The sequence below is a fragment of the Bacillus sp. AK25 genome (genome assembly GCF_048270685.1).
Classification (GTDB): domain Bacteria; phylum Bacillota; class Bacilli; order Bacillales; family Bacillaceae; genus Bacillus; species Bacillus altitudinis.
On record NZ_JBLUWC010000001.1, the window covers coordinates 1,626,286 to 1,647,753 of the forward strand.

General features: G+C 40.3%; 22 protein-coding genes. 15 read left to right on the top strand and 7 right to left on the bottom strand.

The window, feature by feature from the left end:
• Window positions 1-57 precede the first annotated feature (57 nt).
• The 9 genes from tdh to ACNO7B_RS08380 all read left to right on the top strand — a co-directional run bounded on the left by tdh (window position 58) and on the right by ACNO7B_RS08380 (window position 11,361).
• Complete coding sequence (gene tdh / locus ACNO7B_RS08340; protein ID WP_417901389.1) at window positions 58-1,122, top strand: L-threonine 3-dehydrogenase; 1,065 nt, start codon at window positions 58-60, stop codon at window positions 1,120-1,122.
• Window positions 1,119-2,300, top strand: a complete 1,182-nt coding sequence (locus ACNO7B_RS08345) for a glycine C-acetyltransferase (protein WP_007499472.1) — start codon at window positions 1,119-1,121, stop codon at window positions 2,298-2,300. The genes tdh and ACNO7B_RS08345 overlap by 4 nt, the downstream gene beginning before the upstream one ends.
• A 112-nt stretch (window positions 2,301-2,412) precedes the next feature.
• Window positions 2,413-3,519, top strand: a complete 1,107-nt coding sequence (locus ACNO7B_RS08350) for an MrcB family domain-containing protein (RefSeq protein WP_136944352.1) — start codon at window positions 2,413-2,415, stop codon at window positions 3,517-3,519.
• Between the two features lie 90 nt (window positions 3,520-3,609).
• Window positions 3,610-5,136 carry a tRNA (N6-isopentenyl adenosine(37)-C2)-methylthiotransferase MiaB gene (miaB, locus tag ACNO7B_RS08355; protein ID WP_007499471.1) on the top strand — a complete coding sequence of 509 codons (1,527 nt, stop codon included), beginning with the start codon at window positions 3,610-3,612 and terminating at the stop codon, window positions 5,134-5,136.
• A gap of 1 nt (window position 5,137) precedes the next feature.
• Window positions 5,138-5,572, top strand: coding sequence for a RicAFT regulatory complex protein RicA family protein (locus ACNO7B_RS08360; RefSeq protein ID WP_008344661.1), 435 nt, complete (start codon window positions 5,138-5,140; stop codon window positions 5,570-5,572).
• Window positions 5,573-5,820: 248 nt separating this feature from the next.
• Window positions 5,821-6,366, top strand: coding sequence for an outer spore coat protein CotE (cotE, locus tag ACNO7B_RS08365; RefSeq protein ID WP_007499466.1), 546 nt, complete (start codon window positions 5,821-5,823; stop codon window positions 6,364-6,366).
• A 124-nt stretch (window positions 6,367-6,490) separates the two neighbouring features.
• Complete coding sequence (mutS, locus tag ACNO7B_RS08370) at window positions 6,491-9,067, top strand: DNA mismatch repair protein MutS (protein ID WP_417901390.1); 2,577 nt, start codon at window positions 6,491-6,493, stop codon at window positions 9,065-9,067.
• 22 nt (window positions 9,068-9,089) lie between these two features.
• Window positions 9,090-10,991, top strand: a complete 1,902-nt coding sequence (gene mutL, locus ACNO7B_RS08375; protein ID WP_146270275.1) for a DNA mismatch repair endonuclease MutL — start codon at window positions 9,090-9,092, stop codon at window positions 10,989-10,991.
• 205 nt (window positions 10,992-11,196) lie between these two features.
• Complete coding sequence (locus ACNO7B_RS08380) at window positions 11,197-11,361, top strand: hypothetical protein (protein WP_224563423.1); 165 nt, start codon at window positions 11,197-11,199, stop codon at window positions 11,359-11,361.
• Window positions 11,362-11,512: 151 nt separating this feature from the next.
• On the opposite strand, the gene bslA is transcribed toward ACNO7B_RS08380, so the two are convergent.
• Together bslA and ACNO7B_RS08390 are read right to left on the bottom strand one after the other, a co-directional pair.
• Window positions 11,513-12,049, bottom strand: a complete 537-nt coding sequence (gene bslA, locus ACNO7B_RS08385) for a biofilm surface layer hydrophobin BslA (protein WP_017359045.1) — start codon at window positions 12,047-12,049, stop codon at window positions 11,513-11,515.
• A 125-nt stretch (window positions 12,050-12,174) separates the two neighbouring features.
• Window positions 12,175-12,576, bottom strand: coding sequence for a hypothetical protein (locus ACNO7B_RS08390; RefSeq protein WP_224563425.1), 402 nt, complete (start codon window positions 12,574-12,576; stop codon window positions 12,175-12,177).
• A 590-nt stretch (window positions 12,577-13,166) separates the two neighbouring features.
• On the opposite strand from ACNO7B_RS08390, the gene ACNO7B_RS08395 reads away from it, so the two are divergent.
• The 3 genes from ACNO7B_RS08395 (at window position 13,167) to ACNO7B_RS08405 (ending at window position 16,018) form a co-directional block, all read left to right on the top strand.
• Complete coding sequence (locus ACNO7B_RS08395) at window positions 13,167-13,640, top strand: CarD family transcriptional regulator (RefSeq protein ID WP_007499456.1); 474 nt, start codon at window positions 13,167-13,169, stop codon at window positions 13,638-13,640.
• A gap of 314 nt (window positions 13,641-13,954) precedes the next feature.
• Window positions 13,955-14,704, top strand: coding sequence for a poly-gamma-glutamate hydrolase family protein (locus ACNO7B_RS08400; RefSeq protein WP_008344021.1), 750 nt, complete (start codon window positions 13,955-13,957; stop codon window positions 14,702-14,704).
• Between the two features lie 165 nt (window positions 14,705-14,869).
• The gene (locus ACNO7B_RS08405) at window positions 14,870-16,018 is read left to right on the top strand and encodes a Rap family tetratricopeptide repeat protein (RefSeq protein WP_025207365.1); all 1,149 of its coding nucleotides are present in this window, start codon (window positions 14,870-14,872) and stop codon (window positions 16,016-16,018) included.
• 88 nt (window positions 16,019-16,106) lie between these two features.
• Here the strand turns inward: ACNO7B_RS08405 and ACNO7B_RS08410 are convergent, their stop codons facing one another.
• Entirely contained in the window at window positions 16,107-17,432 is a 1,326-nt protein-coding gene (locus ACNO7B_RS08410) for a S8 family peptidase (RefSeq protein WP_017367283.1), read from the bottom strand.
• 584 nt (window positions 17,433-18,016) lie between these two features.
• Here ACNO7B_RS08410 and ACNO7B_RS08415 point away from each other — a divergent pair.
• The gene (locus tag ACNO7B_RS08415) at window positions 18,017-18,751 is read left to right on the top strand and encodes a poly-gamma-glutamate hydrolase family protein (protein ID WP_017359039.1); all 735 of its coding nucleotides are present in this window, start codon (window positions 18,017-18,019) and stop codon (window positions 18,749-18,751) included.
• Window positions 18,752-18,827: 76 nt separating this feature from the next.
• Window positions 18,828-19,277, top strand: coding sequence for an OsmC family protein (locus ACNO7B_RS08420; RefSeq protein ID WP_017359038.1), 450 nt, complete (start codon window positions 18,828-18,830; stop codon window positions 19,275-19,277).
• A 45-nt stretch (window positions 19,278-19,322) separates the two neighbouring features.
• On the opposite strand, the gene ACNO7B_RS08425 is transcribed toward ACNO7B_RS08420, so the two are convergent.
• The 4 genes from ACNO7B_RS08425 to ACNO7B_RS08440 all read right to left on the bottom strand — a co-directional run bounded on the left by ACNO7B_RS08425 (window position 19,323) and on the right by ACNO7B_RS08440 (window position 20,945).
• The gene (locus tag ACNO7B_RS08425) at window positions 19,323-19,691 is read right to left on the bottom strand and encodes a DMT family transporter (RefSeq protein ID WP_417901391.1); all 369 of its coding nucleotides are present in this window, start codon (window positions 19,689-19,691) and stop codon (window positions 19,323-19,325) included.
• A gap of 15 nt (window positions 19,692-19,706) precedes the next feature.
• Window positions 19,707-20,024: a DMT family transporter gene (locus ACNO7B_RS08430; RefSeq protein WP_017367286.1), complete on the bottom strand. Its 318-nt coding sequence runs from the start codon at window positions 20,022-20,024 to the stop codon at window positions 19,707-19,709.
• 2 nt (window positions 20,025-20,026) lie between these two features.
• Window positions 20,027-20,569: a TetR/AcrR family transcriptional regulator gene (locus ACNO7B_RS08435; protein ID WP_008344015.1), complete on the bottom strand. Its 543-nt coding sequence runs from the start codon at window positions 20,567-20,569 to the stop codon at window positions 20,027-20,029.
• Window positions 20,570-20,681: 112 nt separating this feature from the next.
• On the bottom strand, window positions 20,682-20,945 hold the full coding sequence (locus ACNO7B_RS08440; RefSeq protein ID WP_017359036.1) for a hypothetical protein: 264 nt from the start codon (window positions 20,943-20,945) through the stop codon (window positions 20,682-20,684).
• A 104-nt stretch (window positions 20,946-21,049) separates the two neighbouring features.
• Between ACNO7B_RS08440 and ACNO7B_RS08445 the strand changes: the two genes are divergently transcribed.
• Window positions 21,050-21,451, top strand: a complete 402-nt coding sequence (locus tag ACNO7B_RS08445; protein ID WP_007499437.1) for a YmaF family protein — start codon at window positions 21,050-21,052, stop codon at window positions 21,449-21,451.
• Window positions 21,452-21,468: the final 17 nt, after the last annotated feature.

The following is a 21,468-nucleotide window of genomic DNA, read 5'->3' on the forward strand; positions in this document are numbered from 1 at the left end:
AAAAAGGCATGGTAAAATCTCATTGGGAGAAGTTTTTTAACAAAGGGGTTGTACGTCATGTGTGGAACGATGAAAGCAATTGTTAAAAAAGAAAGCGCTTACGGATCGACGATGATGGAAATGCCGATTCCAGAAATAAGTGATCATGAAGTGCTTATCCAGGTAAAGGCTACATCGATATGCGGAACGGATGTGCATATTTATAATTGGGATGATTGGGCGAAGGGGAGAGTCAAAGCACCGTACATTTTTGGTCATGAATTTACAGGGGAAGTTGTCAAAACGGGGAACCAAGTCTCACGAGCAAAAGTAGGGGATTTTGTATCGGCTGAGACGCATATTGTCTGTAATCAGTGTTATATGTGTTTAACGGGTCAGCAGCATTTGTGCAGCGATACGAAAATTTTAGGGGTAGACATTGATGGCTGTTTTGCTGAATATGTCAAAGTACCAGAACAAAATGTGTGGCATAATCCAGCTCAAATGCCAGTGGAACTTGCATCTATTCAAGAACCGCTTGGAAATGCTGTTCATACAGTTCTGCATACACCTGTTTCAGGAAAGTCAGTGGCGATTTTTGGCTGTGGTCCCATTGGTTTAATGGCGATTGCGGTTGCAAAAGCCTCCGGGGCTGTCCAAGTGTTCGCTGTTGATAAAAATGAATACAGACTGGATCTTGCCCGTAAAATGGGTGCAGATCATATCGTGGATATCGGAAAAGATGATCCTGTTGCCATGATCAAGCAGCTCACGCGGATGGAAGGGGCAGACGTGATGTGTGAGATGTCAGGACATCCCGTTGCGATTAATCAAGCACTCGAAGCTTGTGCAAATGGAGGGAAAGTGAATATACTAAGTTTGCCAGAGCGGCCGGTAACCATTGACATTACGAATCAAATTGTTTTTAGGGGATTAACCGTGCAAGGGATCACGGGGAGAAAAATGTTTGAGACGTGGCGTCAAGTATCTGAACTTTTAAGAACGAATACCATTGATGTAAAGCCGGTTGTCACCCATACGCTGCCATTTGAAGATTTTGAAAAGGGATTTGAACTTATGAGAAATGGTACGTGCGGGAAGGTCGTACTGATCATGCCATCATATCAAAGGGGGACGAAATGATGAAAGAATTTACGTATTTACAAGATGAATTGGACACAATGAAGCAGCAAGGCACCCATCAAACACTGAAAGAAATCGATTCCAAACAATCTTCCACGGTGACATTAAATGAACAATCCGTCATACAACTCTCTTCAAATAACTACTTAGGTCTCACCTCACATCCAAGGCTGATGAAAGCGGCAAAAGAGGCGATTGATGAATTCGGTGCTGGAACAGGATCTGTACGAACCATTGCTGGAACGATGACAATGCATGAACGGCTTGAAAAAAAGCTCGCAGCTTTTAAAAAGACAGAGGCAGCCCTCGTATTCCAATCAGGCTTTACGACCAACCAAGGCGTCTTATCTAGTATTCTCACAAAAGATGATATTGTCATTTCAGATGAGCTGAACCATGCATCAATCATCGATGGGATTCGCTTAACAAAGGCAGATAAAAAAGTATATGCTCATTCTAATATGGAAGAGCTTGAGAAAATTTTAAAGAAATCGATGAATTACCGCGTCCGTCTTATCGTGACAGATGGTGTGTTCTCAATGGATGGAGATATTGCACCGCTTCCTGAGATTGTAAGACTTGCAGAAGCATATGATGCCTTTGTGATGGTAGACGATGCCCATGCGTCTGGAGTACTTGGTGAAAATGGCCGCGGAACAGTGAATCATTTTCAACTTGACGGCAGAGTGCATATTCAGGTTGGCACACTTAGTAAGGCAGTTGGTGTGCTAGGCGGTTACGTCGCTGGTTCTGCCGTTTTAATCGACTACTTAAAGCATAAAGCAAGACCATTTTTATTCAGCACCTCACATCCGCCGGCTGTCACAAGAGCCTGTGAAGAAGCCATTGAAGTGCTGTTAGACGAACCGGAGCGAATTGAAACTCTTTGGGAGAACGCTGCCTATTTTAAAGAAAAAGTCATCGGTCTTGGATTTGAGGTGGCACCAACAGAAACGCCTATTATTCCGATGATGATTGGAGACGAGGCACTCACTTTCCGTTTTTCAAAAGCATTAATCGAGCGCGGCGTTTTCGCTCAAGGCATTGCTTTTCCAACTGTAGCGAAAGGAAAAGCGAGAATTAGAGCCATCATCACAGCAGAGCACACAAAAGAAGAGCTTGACCGTGCACTGACAATCATCGAAGAAGAAGCAAAAAAACTGAATATACTTGATTGAGAGAGCTGAGGCTCTCTTTTCTTTTGCGCTAATCTTTCCATATTTCATCAAATCTACCGTTTGTTATGTATAATGTATGTAAAAAGATCTATTGAGGTAAGTGGTGAGGCAAATGTTATTTAATAAAGAAGATTTTCATGAACAATTTTTAGATTATAAGAACAAAGGGAGAATAGATAAAAATCACCCTTTTCACAACATGTTTAATAAAGATATCCCAAACAACATTCGTTATGAATTAGAAAAACGCCATATGAGGAATTTGGCTAGGATCGATATTAAAGCATCTACAGGAAATGGAAAAGTTGCAGAATGTTTTTGGATTGCACTTTTAGACAAGAGATTAACCTCAAATCCTAATTCTCAAAAAACAACGACACAAAAAGGGATATTTATTGTTATTTTATTCGCTGAGAATGGGGAAGATTTTTATTTAACAATTGAAACTGGAACTGAAAATTTATCTCTATCTGAAATTAGGGAAGAGGCAGCCATTTGGAGGGAAAGGCTACAGCCTGAATTAAAGCATCATAAAAGACTAGAGGGCTTTCATATAGGTGATTTTCATTTGGGTAAATCGTTAAGACCTAAAAAATATGTAGCAAGCTCATTGATCTTTAAAAAGTATAATATTGATCATTTTGACCATCACCAATTAATACAAGATATCAATTCTTTAAATGAGTTTTTTTATGATTTTGTTTACGAAGTATATTTGGATCAGGACCTTATTCCAAAAGTGGAACATCAGAACAAATTTAAAAGAAAAAGAATCATTCATAGAGATGTTTATAAACAATTAAGAGAAGAAAGATCAAAGCAAAACGAAGAGACGGGTAGAATAGCAGAGCAATTTGTTTATCATAAGGAAGTAGAGCAATTAAAAGCAGTGGGAAGTGAACAATTAGCGGAAGCTGTCGTTTGGGTAGCTGAAACAGAAGATGGTCACGGATTTGATATCAAATCTTATTACCCCGATGGAAAAGAGAAGCTTATAGAAGTAAAAGGATCTAAACTGACTCACCATGACTTTCCATTCTTCTTATCTGAACAAGAAAGAATGGTAGCAGAAGAAGAAAAAGAATCATATGTAATTACTTTAGTTGAGAGTGTCGGTACACAGCAGATGAAGATTGTCAAAGAAATACAAAATCCTTTAGGAAAAGACGATCTTCATCTGAAGCCTACTCAATATTCATGTAAAATTCGTGTGGATTGAAAAGTGTGGACACATATGAATTTATTTTCAATTCACGACAAAATAGTCTATACTGTAGGGTGGAGCTTGGTTTGAAAGGAGTACAAATTCATGAATGAAGAGCAGAGAAAAGCGAGCGGACAAGTAAGTTCATCGGACAAAAAATCCGAGAAGGACTACAGCCAGTATTTTGAAGCTGTGTACATTCCGCCTTCCTTAAAAGATGCAAAAAAACGGGGTAAAGAAGAAGTCGAATACAATCAATTTCAAATCGACGAGCGGTTTCAAGGGTTAGGGAACGGCCGCAAGTTTTATATTCGCACATATGGCTGCCAAATGAATGAGCATGACACAGAAGTGATGGCTGGTATTTTTATGGCGCTTGGTTATGAACCAACAAATTCAACTGAAGATGCGAATGTCATCTTATTAAACACTTGTGCCATTCGTGAGAATGCAGAAAACAAAGTGTTTGGAGAGCTTGGTCATTTAAAAGCATTAAAGCGTGAAAAGCCAGATTTAATCTTAGGCGTCTGCGGATGCATGTCACAAGAAGAATCTGTCGTTAACCGTATTTTAAAGAAACACCCATTTGTTGACTTGATTTTCGGTACCCACAACATTCACCGCCTGCCAGAGCTATTATCTGAATGCTACCTGTCAAAAGAAATGGTCATTGAGGTTTGGTCTAAAGAAGGCGATGTGATTGAAAATCTTCCGAGAGCCCGCCAAGGAAAAATTAAGGGCTGGGTGAATATTATGTACGGTTGTGATAAATTCTGTACATATTGTATCGTCCCTTACACGCGCGGGAAGGAAAGAAGCCGCCGTCCGGATGAAATTATTCAAGAGGTCAGACGCTTAGCAGCAGAAGGATATAAAGAAATTACCCTTCTTGGTCAAAACGTGAATGCGTATGGAAAAGATTTTGAAGACATGGAATATGGTCTTGGTCACCTCATGGATGAGCTGCGTAAAATCGATATTCCACGTATCCGTTTTACAACAAGCCACCCGCGTGACTTTGATGATCACTTAATTGAAGTGCTTGCCAAAGGCGGAAACCTTCTCGACCATATTCATTTGCCGGTTCAATCAGGAAGTTCTTCTGTGCTGAAACTCATGGCAAGAAAATACGATCGTGAACGTTACCTTGACCTAGTGCGTAAAATCAAAGAGGCAATGCCAAATGCTTCATTAACAACGGACATTATCGTTGGGTTCCCAAATGAAACAGATGAGCAGTTTGAAGAGACGCTTTCCCTCTATCGTGAGGTTGAGTTTGATGCGGCTTATACGTTCATTTACTCTCCAAGAGAAGGAACACCCGCAGCCAATATGAAAGACAACGTGCCAATGCGTGTAAAAAAAGAACGTCTGCAGCGCCTGAATGCACTCGTAAATGAAATTTCTGCGAAAAAAATGAAGGAATATGAAGGGCAGACTGTCGAAGTATTAGTAGAGGGTGAAAGTAAAAACAACCCTGAGATCCTAGCCGGATATACAAGTAAAAGCAAGCTTGTGAATTTTAAAGCACCAAAAGAAGCGATTGGCAACATCGTCAAAGTGAAAATCACACAAGCCAAAACTTGGTCTCTTGACGGAGAAATGGTTGGAGAAGCTATCGAGGTGAATTAAAATGACGCTTTATTCAAAGAAAGAGATTGTCGAGCGCGCAAGAGAGCTCGCGAAAATGATTTCTGAAACAGAAGAAGTTGATTTCTTCAAAAAAGCAGAAGCGCAAATCAATGAAAATACAAAAATTGCAGCGATCATTAATCAAATTAAGGCGCTTCAAAAGCAAGCTGTGAATTTAAAGCATTATGGCAAACATGAAGCCTTAAAACAAGTGGAAGAAAAAATTGATGCCCTGCAAGAAGAACTGGATGAGATCCCAGTGATTCAAGAATTCAAAGAATCACAAACAGAGGTTAATTCCCTGCTTCAGCTTGTAGCGCACACGATTTCTAATCAAGTAACGGATGAAATCATTCTTTCAACCGGCGGTGACCTTTTATTAGGAGAAACCGGTTCAAAAGTGAAAAACTCATCCCCAAGTTGCTCCATTAAATGAGAAAACCCCGCAGATGCGGGGTTTTTTGTTTTCTGATGTAAGAATTGCATACCTTCTTTCTCCTTCAGCTTCCATCAACCCCAATCTCTCACTCTCCAACTTTTCCAATTTTCAAGGCAAGTTTATGGGCGACCATGCATACACTGAAACAGAAATGAATTTAATTGAACATGAGACTCAAAATCGTGACACACTAGACGAATGCCCAGCATAAGATAAAACGATCAAGAACAAGGAGGCATGCCGGAATGTCTGAATACAGAGAAATTATTACAAAAGCGGTGGTTGCAAAAGGGAGGAAATTTACCCAAAGCACACACACCATTTCTCCATCGCAAAAACCAACCAGCATCCTAGGCGGTTGGATCATTAATCATAAGTATGATGCTGAAAAGGTCGGTAAAACAGTTGAGATTGAAGGTACATTTGATATTAACGTCTGGTATTCTTACGCAGACAACACGAAAACCGAAGTGGTCACAGAACGTGTAAAATATGTAGATATCATCAAACTGAGATATAAAGATAAAAACTTCCTTGATGATGAGCACGAAGTGATTGCGAAAGTCTTACAGCAGCCCAATTGCTTAGAAGTCACGATTTCTCCAAATGGCAATAAAATTGTCGTTCAAGCAGAGCGTGAATTCATTGCTGAAGTAGTAGGGGAAACCAAAATTGTTGTAGAAGTCAATTCAAGCTGGAAAGAAAAAGATGATCACGAATGGGAAGAAGAAGTGGATGAGGAATTAGAAGATATTCATCCAGAATTCCTCGCGGGTGATCCAGAAGAGTAATTGATGACTAGGGCGCATATCCCCCTAGTTTTTTTGTGCCTTGATCTAAGGAAAAAAGGTGAATTTTTATGCTATAATGAAAGATGGTATGAATTCGAAAGTAATATAGTGAGGGATTAGAAATATGGCAAGTTATACGCCCATGATACAGCAATATTTAAAGATCAAGGCAGATTACCAAGATGCCTTTTTATTTTTTCGCTTAGGCGATTTTTATGAAATGTTTTTTGATGATGCAAAAGAAGCAGCACAAGAATTAGAAATTACGTTAACGAGCAGGGATGGCGGCACGATTCCAATGTGTGGTGTTCCATATCATTCTGCGTCTGCATACATAGAACAACTGATTGAAAAAGGCTATAAAGTCGCCATTTGTGAGCAGGTGGAAGACCCTAAAACGGCAAAAGGTGTGGTCAAAAGAGAGGTCGTTCAACTGATTACACCAGGTACGGTCATGGATGGCAAAGGACTGAATGAAAACGAAAATAACTTTATTGCGTCTGTTTCCAGCTTTCAAAATGGCTACGGTCTTGCGCTTTCCGATTTATCAACAGGTGAAAACATGGCGGCTTTCATTGAACGGTTAGATGAAGTTGTGTCTGAAATTTATTCTGTCGGTGCAAAAGAGATTGTGGTATCAAAGCAGCTCGATGAAGAAACGGTGAAAACCCTGAAGGAACGCTGCCAAGCGACCATCTCATACGAAGATAGCGCTGAATTAATAGATGAAGCTGAACGACTCGTCGCTCATCTTGACGAACATCTGAAAAGAGCATTTTTCACACTCTATGCATACTTAAGAAGAACGCAAAAAAGGAGTCTTGATCATCTTCAGCAAGTTCAAGTGTTTCAGCTTGAACAAACGATGAAAATTGATCTTTACTCAAAACGAAACCTTGAATTAACAGAAACCATCCGTTCAAAAAGCAAGAAGGGTTCTTTATTATGGCTCTTAGATGAAACAAAAACGGCAATGGGCGGAAGATTGCTGAAGCAATGGATTGATCGTCCGCTCATCCGCCTTTCACAAATCAAAGAACGCCAGGAAATGGTGCAAATTCTGATGGAACATTTCTTTGAGCGAGAGGATCTGCGAGAACGTTTAAAGCAAGTGTATGATCTTGAACGTCTAGCAGGCCGTGTGGCATTTGGAAATGTGAATGCCCGTGATCTTATTCAATTGAAAGAATCTCTCAAGCAAGTGCCGGCTATTAAAGAGCTTGTCCATTCTCTCCCAGAGGATATGGCGAAATCTAGAGCAAATGACATTGACCCATGCGGTGATTTACTTAATTTATTAGAAGATGCTCTTTATGAGAATCCGCCGATGACGTTAAAAGAAGGCAATTTGATTAAAGATGGCTACAATGCAAAATTAGATGAATATCGTGATGCGAGCCGAAACGGGAAAGACTGGATCGCTCGTCTTGAACAGCAAGAAAGGGAATATACAGGCATTCGATCGTTGAAAGTCGGCTTTAATAAAGTGTTTGGCTACTATATCGAAGTGACCCGTGCAAATACGCATTTATTAGAAGAAGGCCGTTATGAAAGAAAACAAACCCTTGCCAATGCAGAGCGGTATATTACACCTGAATTGAAAGAAAAAGAAGCCCTTATTCTTGAGGCGGAATCAAATATTAGTGAATTGGAATATGAACTATTTTCTGCGCTTCGGGAACAAGTAAAAGCCTATATTCCTAGATTACAGTTGCTTGCAAAACAAATGAGTGAGCTTGATGCGCTGCAATGCTTTGCGACTGTGAGTGAAAAGCGGCGTTATGTCCGCCCTGAATTTTCATCAGATGAAGTGGAAGTCATTGATGGTCGTCATCCTGTTGTTGAAAAAGTGATGGATCATCAAGAGTATGTGCCGAATGACTGCCAAATGGGCAAAGGGAGACAAACCTTGCTCATTACTGGTCCGAATATGTCAGGGAAAAGCACGTATATGAGACAAATGGCATTGATCTCGATTCTTGCGCAAATTGGCTGTTTTGTGCCAGCATCAAAGGCAACCCTTCCGATTTTTGATCAAATCTTTACACGTATTGGGGCAGCAGATGATTTGATTTCTGGTCAAAGTACTTTTATGGTAGAGATGCTTGAAGCAAAAAATGCGATGGTACATGCGACAAAGAACAGCTTGATTTTATTTGATGAAATTGGACGCGGGACAAGCACTTATGATGGAATGGCTCTTGCACAGGCAATCATTGAATTTGTGCATGATCATATTGGTGCCAAAACCCTTTTCTCCACTCATTATCATGAACTGACGGTACTTGAATCCCAATTAAGCGAACTGAAAAATGTCCACGTACGAGCAGAAGAACATGAAGGGACAGTTGTTTTCTTACATCAAATCAAAGAAGGAGCGGCGGATAAAAGCTACGGCATCCATGTAGCGCAGCTTGCTGAACTGCCTGATGCGATCATTGATCGAGCCCAGACCATCTTAACGGAGCTTGAGAGCGGATCACATGAAGTGATTCCGAGCGTCTCTAAAGCCCCGAAAAAAGAAATGGCTGAGGAAAAACAGCAGCTTTCTTTCTTTGAAGTGGAAGAAAAACCGCAAACAAAACCTGTGCTGAAAAACAAAGATCAAACAGTGATCGAAGAATTGAAGTCATTTAATTTAATGGATATGACACCGCTTGAAGCGATGACAAAGCTATATGAATTGCAAAAGAAATTATAATGTAAGGTGAGGTGAGCAAGAAATGGCAAAGATTATTCAGTTATCCGATGACCTATCAAATAAAATTGCAGCTGGTGAAGTGGTCGAACGCCCGGCTTCTGTTGTGAAGGAGCTCGTGGAAAATGCGATCGATGCTAGTAGTACTGTCATTGAAATCGATGTAGAAGAAGCAGGACTTTCTTCTATTAGAATTATTGATAATGGGGTGGGAATCGATGCTGAAGATTGTAAGCTCGCCTTTCAGCGTCATGCGACGAGTAAAATCAAAGATGAAAATGATCTGTTTCGTGTCAGGACGCTCGGTTTCAGGGGGGAGGCGCTGCCAAGTATTGCCTCCGTCTCTCACTTAGAAATGAAGACAAGTACCGGTGAAGGTGCTGGAACACACTTAGCTCTCCAAGGCGGGAAGATCATTTCGGAGAAAAAAACCACTGGCCGTCGCGGCACCGAAATTGTGGTCACCAATTTATTTTATAATACGCCAGCCCGTCTAAAATACATGAAAACGGTTCATACGGAGCTTGGCAACATTTCTGATGTTGTGAACCGAATTGCACTTGCTCATCCAGAAGTGTCGATTCGTTTGCGACATCAAGGAAAAGTGCTGCTTCAAACAAATGGAAACGGAGATGTGCGGCATGTGCTTGCGGCCATTTATGGAACGGCAGTGGCCAAAAAAATGCTGCCACTACATGTACAATCACTTGATTTTGAAGTGAAAGGCTATATTTCCTTACCAGAAGTGACAAGGGCATCACGTAATTATATGTCTTCTGTTGTCAACGGCAGATATGTCAAGCATTTCCCGCTGGTGAAAGCCATTCATGAAGGATACCATACACTCCTCCCGATCGGACGCCATCCGATTACATTTATTGAGATGAAGATGGACCCAATTTTAGTCGATGTGAACGTACATCCTTCTAAACTTGAAGTAAGACTAAGTAAAGAGCAGGAACTTCATGAATTGATCAAACAAGGGATTAAGGACGTCTTTCAAAAGCAACAGCTCATTCCAAGTGCTTCAGTGCCAAAAAAAGCACCAATGCCAGCAGTGAAAAATGAGCAACAGTCCTTATCTTTTGATTCTAAACAAACAATGAAAAGCCGAATGGAAACACCTGTTTCCTATGAGCCGGACTCACTCGCATCGGCTGTATACGAGACTAGTCAGAACGACACATACGGGGTGCGTGAACCGGAAAGTGCGGAAGCGCCTTTACCAGCATCGTCTGAAGAAACGTTTGACCATGTATATGTAGAGGAATCTGCAGCTTCGCATGAACAACATGACGAAGTGATACTGGAAGAGAGTGCAGCCCAGCATCAGGCTGAAAGTGAACGTGTCCCTGTGATGTATCCGATTGGACAAATGCATGGAACATATATTTTGGCCCAAAATGAACGCGGTCTTTATATCATCGATCAGCACGCTGCCCAAGAGCGAATCAAGTATGAGTACTTTCGTGAAAAGGTAGGAGACATTGAACAGGAAGTGCAAGAAATGCTTGTTCCATTAACCTTTCACTACTCAAAAAACGATATGTTGATTATTGAAGAGCATATCGATATTTTAGCAAAAGTAGGGGTCTTCTTAGAGCCATTCGGATCAGGCAGCTATATCGTTCGATCGCATCCGCAGTGGTTTCCTAAAGGGGAAGAGGCTGAACTCATCGAAGAAATCATTCAGCAAGTACTTGATGAAAAGCGTGTGGACATCAAGAAACTGAGAGAAGAAGCGGCGATCATGATGAGCTGTAAAGGCTCGATTAAAGCAAATCGTCATTTGCGTCACGATGAAATCAAAGCCTTATTAGATGAACTCCGGCAAACACAAGACCCATTTACATGTCCGCATGGCCGGCCGATTATGATTCATCATTCCACATATGAAATGGAGAAGATGTTTAAACGTGTCATGTAGCAAGGTTTAAGATGGTGGGTGAATCGGTTTGCCCACCAATTAATTTTTCAATCCGATAGTTTGGTTCGTGTTTTTGTGATGTGAAGATAAACACCCGCTGTCATGTTGTAAGGATAAACCTCTTTCCTCAAATGGATAGGGGTTTTTGTTATTTGGTTATACGATTAGGTGAAGCGTGATATGATTGTAAAAAGGAGGGAATATGATGACATTCAAAAAAGCGTTCAATATAGGTTACTTTGTTTTGCTTTTATCTTTTTTTGTCGTATATTTTTTGCTTCCAGTCGACCAACTATTTACCGCAATTATGATTCTAACCTTACTATTTGGCGTATATCAATTTGTGATTTTTAAAAAACTAAAAGAGTAAAAATAATAATAAAAAACGCCATATATGGGTTTGCCAACTAAATGATGACAGACCATCATGAGATATGGTGTAACAATTATATAAAATGCAGTAAGCACAGCGGCAAGGGTTGTGATGAATGAGAAAAAGCGCTCTAAGAGCGCTTTTTTGTTTAGCATCCGCAAGGATTTGGCGGTGTGACGACAACTGGCCGTTTATTAATATCAATCGTATCCTCTGCATAAAATGTGGAACCGATGCTGATCGCACGATTTTCTGCGCGGAACGTATATGTACCTGCAGCAGGAAGTACTTTATGAGAAAGTTGTAATGTATATTGGGAACTTCCGAATAAATCGAAACGAGCTGGAATGCGAACAGTTTTTCCGTTGTTCAAAATGTAACTGTCTTTTAATGCTTTTCCGTTGATAATATCCTTTGTTGTGGCTTGAAAACCTGCTGGTAAAGTAAATTCAACTGCACCAATACTAAGAACAGAATTTGGACGGTAAGTCAGGTCAATGTCAGAAAAAGACCATTCCTGTTTACTTGCTCCTGTGATTTTTGCATAAAGGGCAGCTGGTCGTGCATTTGTTGAAGCTTTGCCTTCCTCTGTTTTAGCCCCTTCAGCTGATGCGGCTAGCGGTACTGAGAGTGCCATGACCAATGTAAGCATCCCCATCATAATGATTGTCCATGTTTTCTTCATTTCTTCCTTCCCCCTTGGTTGATTATAGGTAAATAATAGATGATTACATCCATTATTTACCTATAAGGTTACCATATTCCCATATGTCATTAAATGGTATTTTATACCCTTATTTTGCTTGTTTTTTAGTAATAACGGGGTAGGAATGCATTTGGTTGGTTCATTCCGTAAGCATTTCCTGTCATATGATGATTTGCCGGCATCATCATCTGCATATCATGATAGCCATATGGCTGGTAGGGAGCCATACCATAATTGCCGTAGTGACCGAAGTGATGGTGATCGTTCATCTGTACATTTGAATAGGGTTCATACTGCTTCATAAAAGGGGAATAGGCTGAATGATGATGCGGGTGGTGTCCGCTATAAGCATCTTTTTTACCGGTATGATAATGATTTGGCATATTCATATGGTCATGCATGTTTGGTGCGATCATATGCTCATGATTGGCTGTATACACATTTTCAAACGTGTGATAGGGATTTCCTTGATGGTAATGGTTGGTTTGGTTATTCATATTATTCATTTTGTATCTCATCCTTTTTTTCAGGTTGCCATATCCTATGAGCTGCACCTGTTTCATGAGCCTATCCATATGAAAGAAAAGAACGACATGTAACAAAAAAACCGGCTTTTCAGCCGGGAAAACAAAAAGCAGGTGCAGCGTCAAACACTAAAATGAGAAGCTATGTCTTTTTCTGCGACGCTTCTTACATCTGCTGCAGACACTTTTAGGAAAATAATGGGGATCGTAGCTTCTTGACGTATCCCAAAAATCGCTCTCAAACCAATCATCTTTTTTATGATAAAACTTCTTTTTTTCACACGTATCCATATGGTGATGATCGTCATGCTTTTTATAGCATTTTGAGTGGGAATGTTTGCTCTTGCATTTGCACATTGTCATCCCTCCTAAATGTGACTCAATGCTAGTATATGCAAGAAAGGTGTACGAGGACTGGATGGTGGCGCTCCTTTTGTAAAAAAAGGCTAATTCTTTAAAAACTCAAATAAAAAGAATTGACTAGTGCTAAATTAACATGATAAAATATAAATTTTTATCCTCTGCTGAAATGTGTTATAATGATATTGTGAATACTTTCGGAGGTGGCGGATTTGTTTCAAATAGGTGATAAAATTGTTTATCCAATGCATGGAGCCGGTGTGATTGAAGGAATGGAAGAAAAAGAGATTTTAGGTAAGACGCAGGAATATTTTCTGATTCAAATGCCGAATATGCAGATGATGGTCCCAAAAGGCAGAATCAATCAACTAGGTATACGTCCGGTAGCTGATCAAGCTACGCTGAAAGTTGTGATGAACAATTTTGCAGAAGAAACAAACGACGACACGCTTACTTGGAAGCAAAGATATGATGAAAATCTGAAAAAGCTAAAAACAGGTTCGATTGAAGATGGCGCAGACGTTGTCAAAGATCTGATGAGACGTAATCAGAAAAAAGCCTTAAATTCTAGTGAAAAGAAGATGCTTGAAGATGCACGGGGCATGTTAGTTAGCGAAATTTCACTTGCACAAGGCATGTCGCAAGATGAAGTGCTGACAGCATTAGAGAATGAATTAAGAGTTTAATGCTGGATATACAGAGACTGGCTGTAAACAGAAGGAGATATTCCTTTTGTTTACAGCTTTTTTATTTGAAAAAAGATGAAAATTCCCAATTTTGTAGGTGTTTTTGACTAAAACTAAAATGAGGTCATAGGATTTAGTTTTTACTTGCACATGAACCGTTTTAAAGAAGCCGAAAATACCTAGGGCAACATAAAAAAACAGGTAAGTTCTCCTGATTCATGAAAAGGAGCCGTACATTCTTTGAATTCTTTTAGCGATTGATAGTAAAATAATGCGATAAGATGACATCGAAGAGAATGAAAAGGAGCGGTGAAATGAAAAGACTACTCATAAGTGGATTCATCTTTCTCATCCTGTGTGCTCTTTTAATGGTGAAATGCAGCCATTCTATCCAAGAAAATAAAGAGCAAAAACAACATCATGAAGAAGTAGAAAAGTATAAGAAAGAGCGAAAAAAAGGGGATCAATATGAAAGTTTTAAACAGCTTATACGGCATGAAAGAGACGGCTATGAGATAGAGTTTCATGAAAAAGGGGGAAGTGACTTACTTGTCTTTTCTCCTCACGGCGGCGAAATTGAACCAGGAACAAGTGAAATTGTAGAAGCATTTGAAAAGAAGTACTCTACGTATTTATTTGAAGGGACAAAACAAGACAACAATCGTGACTTGCATATCACTAGTACAAAATTCGATGAACCGATTTTGGTTCAAATGATTAAAACATATCCCTTTTCTATATCTATCCACGGCTATAAAAGTGATAGAAGACATACACTTGTGGGCGGGACAAACGAAAAAATGCAAGAAGCGGTTGTGCGAGAACTAAAAGACCGGGGCTTCTCTGCAGAGCTCGTGCAAAAAGGTGAGCGCCTCTCTGGTACGGATCCAAACAACATTAATAATCAAAATGCCAGTGGCGAAAGTGTCCAGTTAGAAATTAGTACGGCGCAGAGAAAAGCCTTTTTTGACAACTTTGATACGAGAAAAGGAAAGAAAAAAGCATTTAGTCGCTATGTCAGTGGTTTAAAAGAAGTGCTTAGAGAATTCGACCCTTCTTCGTAGAAAAAAGGTTTTGATGGGAAAAAGTACTCTCTTTAAACTTGGTAAAAAAGATAGAAATGTGCAAAATCAACATAAAATATGAAATAAATGACAATTTGCCTTAAAATCATAAATTATGTAAAATAATAGTTATCAGTTTGATATGATAGAATGGGGCTGAAGTGGATGGCACACAAAATACCATCTTCCGAAGTAGGTGTAAAAATCAATCAATGGTACACACATATTTGCAAATTTGAAGTTGATCAGGCAAACGATATGAAGCGCCTTGTTGAAGAAGACATTCATGAGATGGAAGAAGATCAAGATTTATTACTCTATTATTCTCTCATGGATTTTCGCCATCAAATGATGCTTCAGCACTTAACGCCAGTCCATGCAGGGAATGAATCGCTTCAAGCGGTTGCATTTCCAAAAGATATTGAAGAGGCAGAAGATGAGATGACGGGTTTATTGGGCTATTACTTTCATTTTTTCCATGGAATGTATGCATTTACCCAGCACCGGTATATCGAAGCCATTTCCTATTATAAGCATGCGGAACATCAGCTGATCTTAGTTACCGATGAGATCGAAAAAGCGGAATTTTATTATAAAATTGCTGAAGTATACTATCATATGAAACAAACCTATTTTTCTATGCATTATGCGAAAAAAGCGAGAGACATCTATAAGAAACATCAGCTTTATGGAAAAAGAAGCATTCAATGCGATTTTGTGATGGCAGGTAATTGGATTGATGTAAGTCAGCATCAAAAAGCGCTCCCGTATTTAGAAAAAGCTTTAAAAGTGTGTGAAGCAATGGAAAGAAAAGAATGCACATCTTATTTTAAGGCGATGGCCCTCAATAACTTAGGAACTTGTCATTATAGTATGGGAACCTATCATACAGCGACGGTCTTCTTTGAACAAGCCATTTCACTTTATCAAAAAGATCAAGCTGCAACGATGATCAAATCATTGTTTTCACTGGCTCTTACTTGTTTTAAACTCGAAGATATGGAGCGAGCGAGTGAGGCTATAAAGGAAGGCATGAATCAGGCCTCTATATTGGGAGATGAAATTTATCAATTGAAATTCCAATTTTTACAGGCACTCTATATAGAAACAGACAGCTCTGAACAATTAAGATCAGCCCTTTTGGGACTACGAAACAAAAAAATGTTTGCTGATTTAGAGGAATTGGCACTTGATGCGGCTAATTATTATAAGGAACGCGACATGTACAAGGAATCTTCCACTTTTTTTGAAATTGTGATCGAAGCGCGTACGCACATTCAAAAAGGAGATGAGATGTATGAGAACGAAGCATAACATGTCAGCTGCTCAAGTAGAAGAAAGACTTCACACATAAAACAGACAAAACAACACCCTTTACGAAAAACGTAAAGGGCTTTTTTATTTATTCTTGGATGGCTTTTTCTGCGTCGATGGCACCTGCTCCGTAAATCATTGGGTCCTCTCCAGACCACTTGCTTGTATTTTCTTTTAATAAGGCTTTGACTTCATCAGGTGTTAAATCTGGTGAATGCTCTAATAATAGTGCGCAGATACCGGCACAAATGGGTGTCGCCATCGAAGTGCCAGATAACGTCGTATAATCATCATCGACTCTACTTGATTTATCTAGTTTATCTAGGAATGATCTTGGTGATCTAAGAGAGACGATATTGACTCCTGGTGCGAGGAGGTCGGGCTTTGTTTCACCGTAGACCGTTGGACCTCTGCTCGAAAATGGTGCCACGACATCGTCACTTGATTCTGGCGTATTTCGATCATCATAGGCTCCGACCGTAATGACTTTTTGACTCACGGCAGGGCTTGCGATTGTTTGACTGTTAGGACCGGAGTTCCCAGCAGCAACGCATACAACAATCCCTTGATCCCAAGCTGCATTGACAGCGCGCACCATCGGATCGTCTTGTTCGTCATCATAACGCTGCGCATCGCCGCCTAGCGACATACTGATAATGTGAATTGGATCATCAGGATGGTCTTCGTTGAACTGTATGCACCATTCAACACCTTCTATAATAGTAGAAAGTGATCCAGCGCCTTGTTTATTTAACACTTTTACCCCAATGATATTGGCTTTTGGAGCGGGTCCTTTGTATAAGCCGTCTGAGGCAGCTCCGTCTCCAGCCACATCCCCAGCGCAATGCGTTCCATGACCGTTATCATCGTAAGGTTTCGTTTTTTGTTTGACTAAATCTACAAAGTCGCGAATTCTTCCATCTAAGTCCTCATGTGGGTATATGCCTGTGTCAACGACCGCTACCGTAATGCCTTCACCGGTTAAGGTTGTGCCATTTCGAACGACTTCATCCGCATGACTTGATTGTGTCGCCACATCCAGCAGTGCATGTACCTGTCTGTCTAAATATATTTTGCGAATATGCTCCCCATTTGCTAAGAGTTCCTCTAAAGCAGCAGGGGTAAGATCAGCTGCGCAGCAGTTAATATGTGAAAAATGTTTTTTGATGTTTGTTTTTCTGCTTTTTTTCATTAGCTGCTTTGTGCTTTGAATACCTGCTTCGACTGCATCTTCTTTAAATTCAATGATGACCCGAAGCTTCTTGCTCTTCTTTAACCTTCCTTCAAAAAAACGATGAAGAAAACAAGGCGTCCACTTAAAAGGCTTATAGAGGTGAAGGACGGTCTCTCTTAAAGGCTGATCCAATTTACTAGCATGTGTTCTGACCATTTGTACCATGGAAAATCCAAACATGTGATGCCCTCCATTCTAGCTATCCATTCTCGTACACTCTTACGTTATGAACATGACAGCATCTTTGTTCGGATTCTTGTCCCTTCTTTTGTTCATATTGGCGGCTGACTCATTCCCTTTAAAAAGAAAAGCGCTTACATTTTGTAAAATAATAGAAAAAGGTGGAAATCATATTAAAACTGCCGATGATAGGTGGGAGAGTTCTTCTTAGAGAACCAGTAAAACAGAGGATTCTGCAGAAAAAAGGGGGGTTCTAGACAGGGTCAATGCTCATACAAATGTGATTCATTCCAGATGAAAAAAATCAAATTCGCATAAAAAAAAGACGAATTAAAGAAAACAGACTGGGTAGGACTAGGTCATTTTAAACATAACTTCATTTGTTTGTCATACTATTCTAACTCTGTTTTCAATCAGGAAAGGCGTTTCTGTGTATATAAATGCAATTATCTTATTTTTGAGGAATCTCATGATCTAGAGTGTTATGATCAAATTTGAAGAGAAAATGTGGAAAAAATGAAAAGAAATGATGATTCAATATTAATCATAGAAACGGCTTAGAAATCTGTTAAAGGAGAACGGGAATGAAGAAGTTTTTTGCTTTGCTTCTCCTGCTTGTCATCGGATGGGGCGTCTATTATACCATGCAAGCACAGGAACATGATGAGCCAGTGTCATCAGGTGGAGAAGACGAAAGCGGTTCAAATGATATGTATCGCAATTTTAAAGAACTGGAAGAGAATGAATCAACAGATCATTATCAAATCACATCCAATCCAGTGCCCGGCAGCCGTCTTCTAGTGATGTCGCCTCATGGCGGGAGAATCGAAGGCGGCGTTAGTGAGATTGTCCATTTTTTTGATAACGATTTTTCTACGTACTTATTTGAAGGTTTTAGAGAAAATGCATCAGAACTTCATATTACAAGTACAAACTTCGATGAACCAATCGGAGTCGCACAGGCAAAAGCACATGATTATGTATTAGCTGTTCATGGATATAAAGGGGAGCCGGGAATTGACCACACCCTTGTTGGCGGAACAGACTATGACCGTGCTGAAAAAATTGTGAACTCATTAGAGCGCAACGGTTTTTCTGCTGAACTTGCAGTTGCACACGCAACCCTAAGCGGAACGAGCAATCATAATATTAATAATCTTACAAAAACAGGGCAAAGTGTACAGCTTGAGATTAGTAGAAGTCAACGGGAAGCGTTATTTGACAGTTTCGATTTTCGGTATCGATCGAGTACAAAAAACGAGACGTTCTACCGGTATGTCAGGGCGATTCGCACGGTGCTGGATGAAGAATATACGTAAGGATGGTGCACATCTTAAGACAGCAAGGTGAATTCTTGTTACACTATAAAAAGTGATAACAAAAGGAGAGACAGATATGGCGCGTCATCATTTTCATCTTCAGGCAAGCTGGCCTGGTCTGCGTAACGATGTGGGGACAATCGAATGTGCACAGTTAAAGACGGAGATTTCCATTCCAAAAGAAATGGATGGACCGGGTATTGGAACAAATCCAGATGAGATGCTCCTAGGTGCAGCGGCCACATGTTATATCATTACACTTGCAGCCATGATGGAGCGGAGTCAATTAGAGAAAGAGGATCTATCGATGAGCTCTGAGGCAGTTGTCGATGTGACAAACGGTGTGTTTACATATGAGAAAATCATTCACCGTCCTGTCATCATTCTCAAAGAGTCTGCTACTGCACAGGACATAGAACGAGCTCGTAAGCTTGCACATAAAGCTGAAAGCTCATGTATGATCTCTAGAGCTGTGCAAGGGAATGTCCATATTTCCTTAGAAGAAACCATCAAAGCTGGATATTAAGATAAAAAAGTCATTTTCTCTTGATTATGGAGAAAATGACTTTTTTTATGACGTCCATTCGGTTTGATCGAATGGTTCTTTCTTTTCTTCCTTTTGTTTTTTGGATTGATTTAAGACAATGACGCCGCATATGACAAGTGCAAGACCAATAAATCCTTTCATATGAATGGTTTCGTTAAATAGCACGAGGCCCACTAGAGCAGTAAGTGCTGTACCGACCCCAGACCAAATGGCATATGCAGATGACAGCTCAATTGTTTTGAGTGCCAAACTGAGAAAGGTAAAGGCGCACCCAAATCCGATCAGGACCCCCATACTCGGCAGCGCCTGTGTAAAACCTTGCGAAAGCTTCAGCATCGTACTGCCAAAAACCTCTGTCAAAATGGCTCCTGTTAAATAAAGCATTCCTTTCATATCACTTCACATCCTTTAAGACATATTTAATAGTACGACCCCTGAAACAAGCATTGCCATTCCAATAAGTGCTTGACGGTTCAAGGTTTCTTTGAAAAAGAGCACGCCAAAAAAAGCCGTGAGGACGGTACCTACCCCAGACCATGTGGCGTAAGACATGCTAAGTGGAATGATATTTAGGGTCAATGACAGCATGTAAAAAGCAAGTGTATAACCAGCGACAACGACAGCGCTAGGTTTAAAGCGTGTGAAACCATTTGATAGTTTCAGCATCGCTGCCCCAATCGCTTCTGAAAAAATGGCGATAGCCAAAAAAAGATATCCGAGGATCATCATCATCCCTCCTCTAAAATGTGTAAAATCCGATGAAGTAAAAGGGTTTTTTCCTCTCGATTCAATGGTTCAAGCTGAAACATTTCTGAAAACCATATGCCATCACAGGCAAGACGGATCAATTGGCTAAGTGCAGGGTCATTGATTTCCTCGGCTGCTTTTTCTTTAAATTCCGCATAAAAATGACGCCAAGGATTTAATAACGCTTCATCAAATGACATGGTTGCCAGCATACTTGTACATAGCTGTGTGGTGTTTTGTCTATCAAGATCATTTAATGTGGCCAATATATAGGCACGTACATAGGGCGCCTTTTCGTTTTTGTATGTTTCCTGATACGTGTCAAGCTGCTGACGAAAAGAGGCAACCGCATGCTCATTCATTTGCTGGATCAGGTCTTCCTTGCTCGAAAAATGATACAGTAGCCCAGCTTTGGTCATATTTGCATGTTCTGCCACCTGCTGAAGGGTGAGCTGACTCAATCCTTCTTTTAGAATGGTGTGAGCTGCTGCCTCAAAAATTTGTTCTTTTTTCGTTTTAGACATAAAAAAAACACCTACTTTACTGAACGGTCGGTAAAGTAAATGTTAACCTATGAAAAACAAATGTGTCAATCGATTCATTTTATAAGAGGATGTTTTCACTAAATCGTCATATTCAATAATAAGGGTATGGTCCATAAGGCGGGTATGGCGGTGGATAAGGATAACCATAGCCATATCCTGGAGCAAGAAGCGACCCAGCTAAAAGCCCTCCAGCAAAACCACCTAAAAATGGCGGTCCAAAAAATCCAGGTCTTCCATAGCCAAAACCAGGGCGCCCAAACCCAAACCCAGGTCTTCCAAAACCAAATCCAGGGCGTCCAAATCCAAAAGGTCTTCTCATCTCATCTTGAACAAACGGTGCGTCAAAATAATTCATAAAAAAAGACTCCTTTCACATAAAATCACTGTAACTGACATCAGTGTATTCGAGTGGCCCACTTGTGTTTGGGTGAATGCCTAAAATAAGGAGGAATGTAAAAAATGGGCCTGTATCCGTCTGATTGGGCTAAATGTCCACCTCATGCACATGCTTATAAAGCGCGAACGGATGTAACCGAAGAACATTATCATTTAATAGAAGGTATTTCTCAGCCTGTGAATGGAAGCAGTACCGATAGACATACTCATTATTATCGGGGGATCACGTCATTTGAAAGAGGGCATTTTCATAGATATTATGGCGTCACTGGACCTGCTATCCCAAGAGTGGACGGGACGCACTACCATGAAATTGAGGAAGTCACGTTTTCTGCCTATACCGATTCTGTCCCGATTCCATACGGGGGAGTCGTTTACAGTCCAGATGAAGAAAGGCCAACGCATAAGCACCGTTTAAAAGGAAAGACATATGAAGTGGTCGGGAATGAACCACTTGGCTGGTGACGAGGAGTATATAGGAG

Bases quoted from the DNA above. Each gene is read 5' to 3' on its own strand.
- ACNO7B_RS08380 (WP_224563423.1), top strand. From the start codon at position 11,197: ATGACATTCAAAAAAGCGTTCAATATAGGTTACTTTGTTTTGCTTTTA.
- bslA (WP_017359045.1), bottom strand. From the start codon at position 12,049: ATGAAGAAAACATGGACAATCATTATGATGGGGATGCTTACATTGGTC.
- ACNO7B_RS08345 (WP_007499472.1), top strand. From the start codon at position 1,119: ATGATGAAAGAATTTACGTATTTACAAGATGAATTGGACACAATGAAG.
- ACNO7B_RS08425 (WP_417901391.1), bottom strand. From the start codon at position 19,691: ATGAAAGGAATGCTTTATTTAACAGGAGCCATTTTGACAGAGGTTTTT.
- tdh (WP_417901389.1), top strand. From the start codon at position 58: ATGTGTGGAACGATGAAAGCAATTGTTAAAAAAGAAAGCGCTTACGGA.
- ACNO7B_RS08410 (WP_017367283.1), bottom strand. From the start codon at position 17,432: ATGTTTGGATTTTCCATGGTACAAATGGTCAGAACACATGCTAGTAAA.
- ACNO7B_RS08440 (WP_017359036.1), bottom strand. From the start codon at position 20,945: ATGAATTATTTTGACGCACCGTTTGTTCAAGATGAGATGAGAAGACCT.
- ACNO7B_RS08415 (WP_017359039.1), top strand. From the start codon at position 18,017: ATGAAGAAGTTTTTTGCTTTGCTTCTCCTGCTTGTCATCGGATGGGGC.
- ACNO7B_RS08350 (WP_136944352.1), top strand. From the start codon at position 2,413: ATGTTATTTAATAAAGAAGATTTTCATGAACAATTTTTAGATTATAAG.
- ACNO7B_RS08360 (WP_008344661.1), top strand. From the start codon at position 5,138: ATGACGCTTTATTCAAAGAAAGAGATTGTCGAGCGCGCAAGAGAGCTC.
- ACNO7B_RS08405 (WP_025207365.1), top strand. From the start codon at position 14,870: ATGGCACACAAAATACCATCTTCCGAAGTAGGTGTAAAAATCAATCAA.
- ACNO7B_RS08400 (WP_008344021.1), top strand. From the start codon at position 13,955: ATGAAAAGACTACTCATAAGTGGATTCATCTTTCTCATCCTGTGTGCT.
- ACNO7B_RS08390 (WP_224563425.1), bottom strand. From the start codon at position 12,576: ATGAATAATATGAATAACCAAACCAACCATTACCATCAAGGAAATCCC.
- ACNO7B_RS08445 (WP_007499437.1), top strand. From the start codon at position 21,050: ATGGGCCTGTATCCGTCTGATTGGGCTAAATGTCCACCTCATGCACAT.
- ACNO7B_RS08420 (WP_017359038.1), top strand. From the start codon at position 18,828: ATGGCGCGTCATCATTTTCATCTTCAGGCAAGCTGGCCTGGTCTGCGT.
- mutS (WP_417901390.1), top strand. From the start codon at position 6,491: ATGGCAAGTTATACGCCCATGATACAGCAATATTTAAAGATCAAGGCA.
- ACNO7B_RS08430 (WP_017367286.1), bottom strand. From the start codon at position 20,024: ATGATCCTCGGATATCTTTTTTTGGCTATCGCCATTTTTTCAGAAGCG.
- cotE (WP_007499466.1), top strand. From the start codon at position 5,821: ATGTCTGAATACAGAGAAATTATTACAAAAGCGGTGGTTGCAAAAGGG.
- miaB (WP_007499471.1), top strand. From the start codon at position 3,610: ATGAATGAAGAGCAGAGAAAAGCGAGCGGACAAGTAAGTTCATCGGAC.
- mutL (WP_146270275.1), top strand. From the start codon at position 9,090: ATGGCAAAGATTATTCAGTTATCCGATGACCTATCAAATAAAATTGCA.
- ACNO7B_RS08435 (WP_008344015.1), bottom strand. From the start codon at position 20,569: ATGTCTAAAACGAAAAAAGAACAAATTTTTGAGGCAGCAGCTCACACC.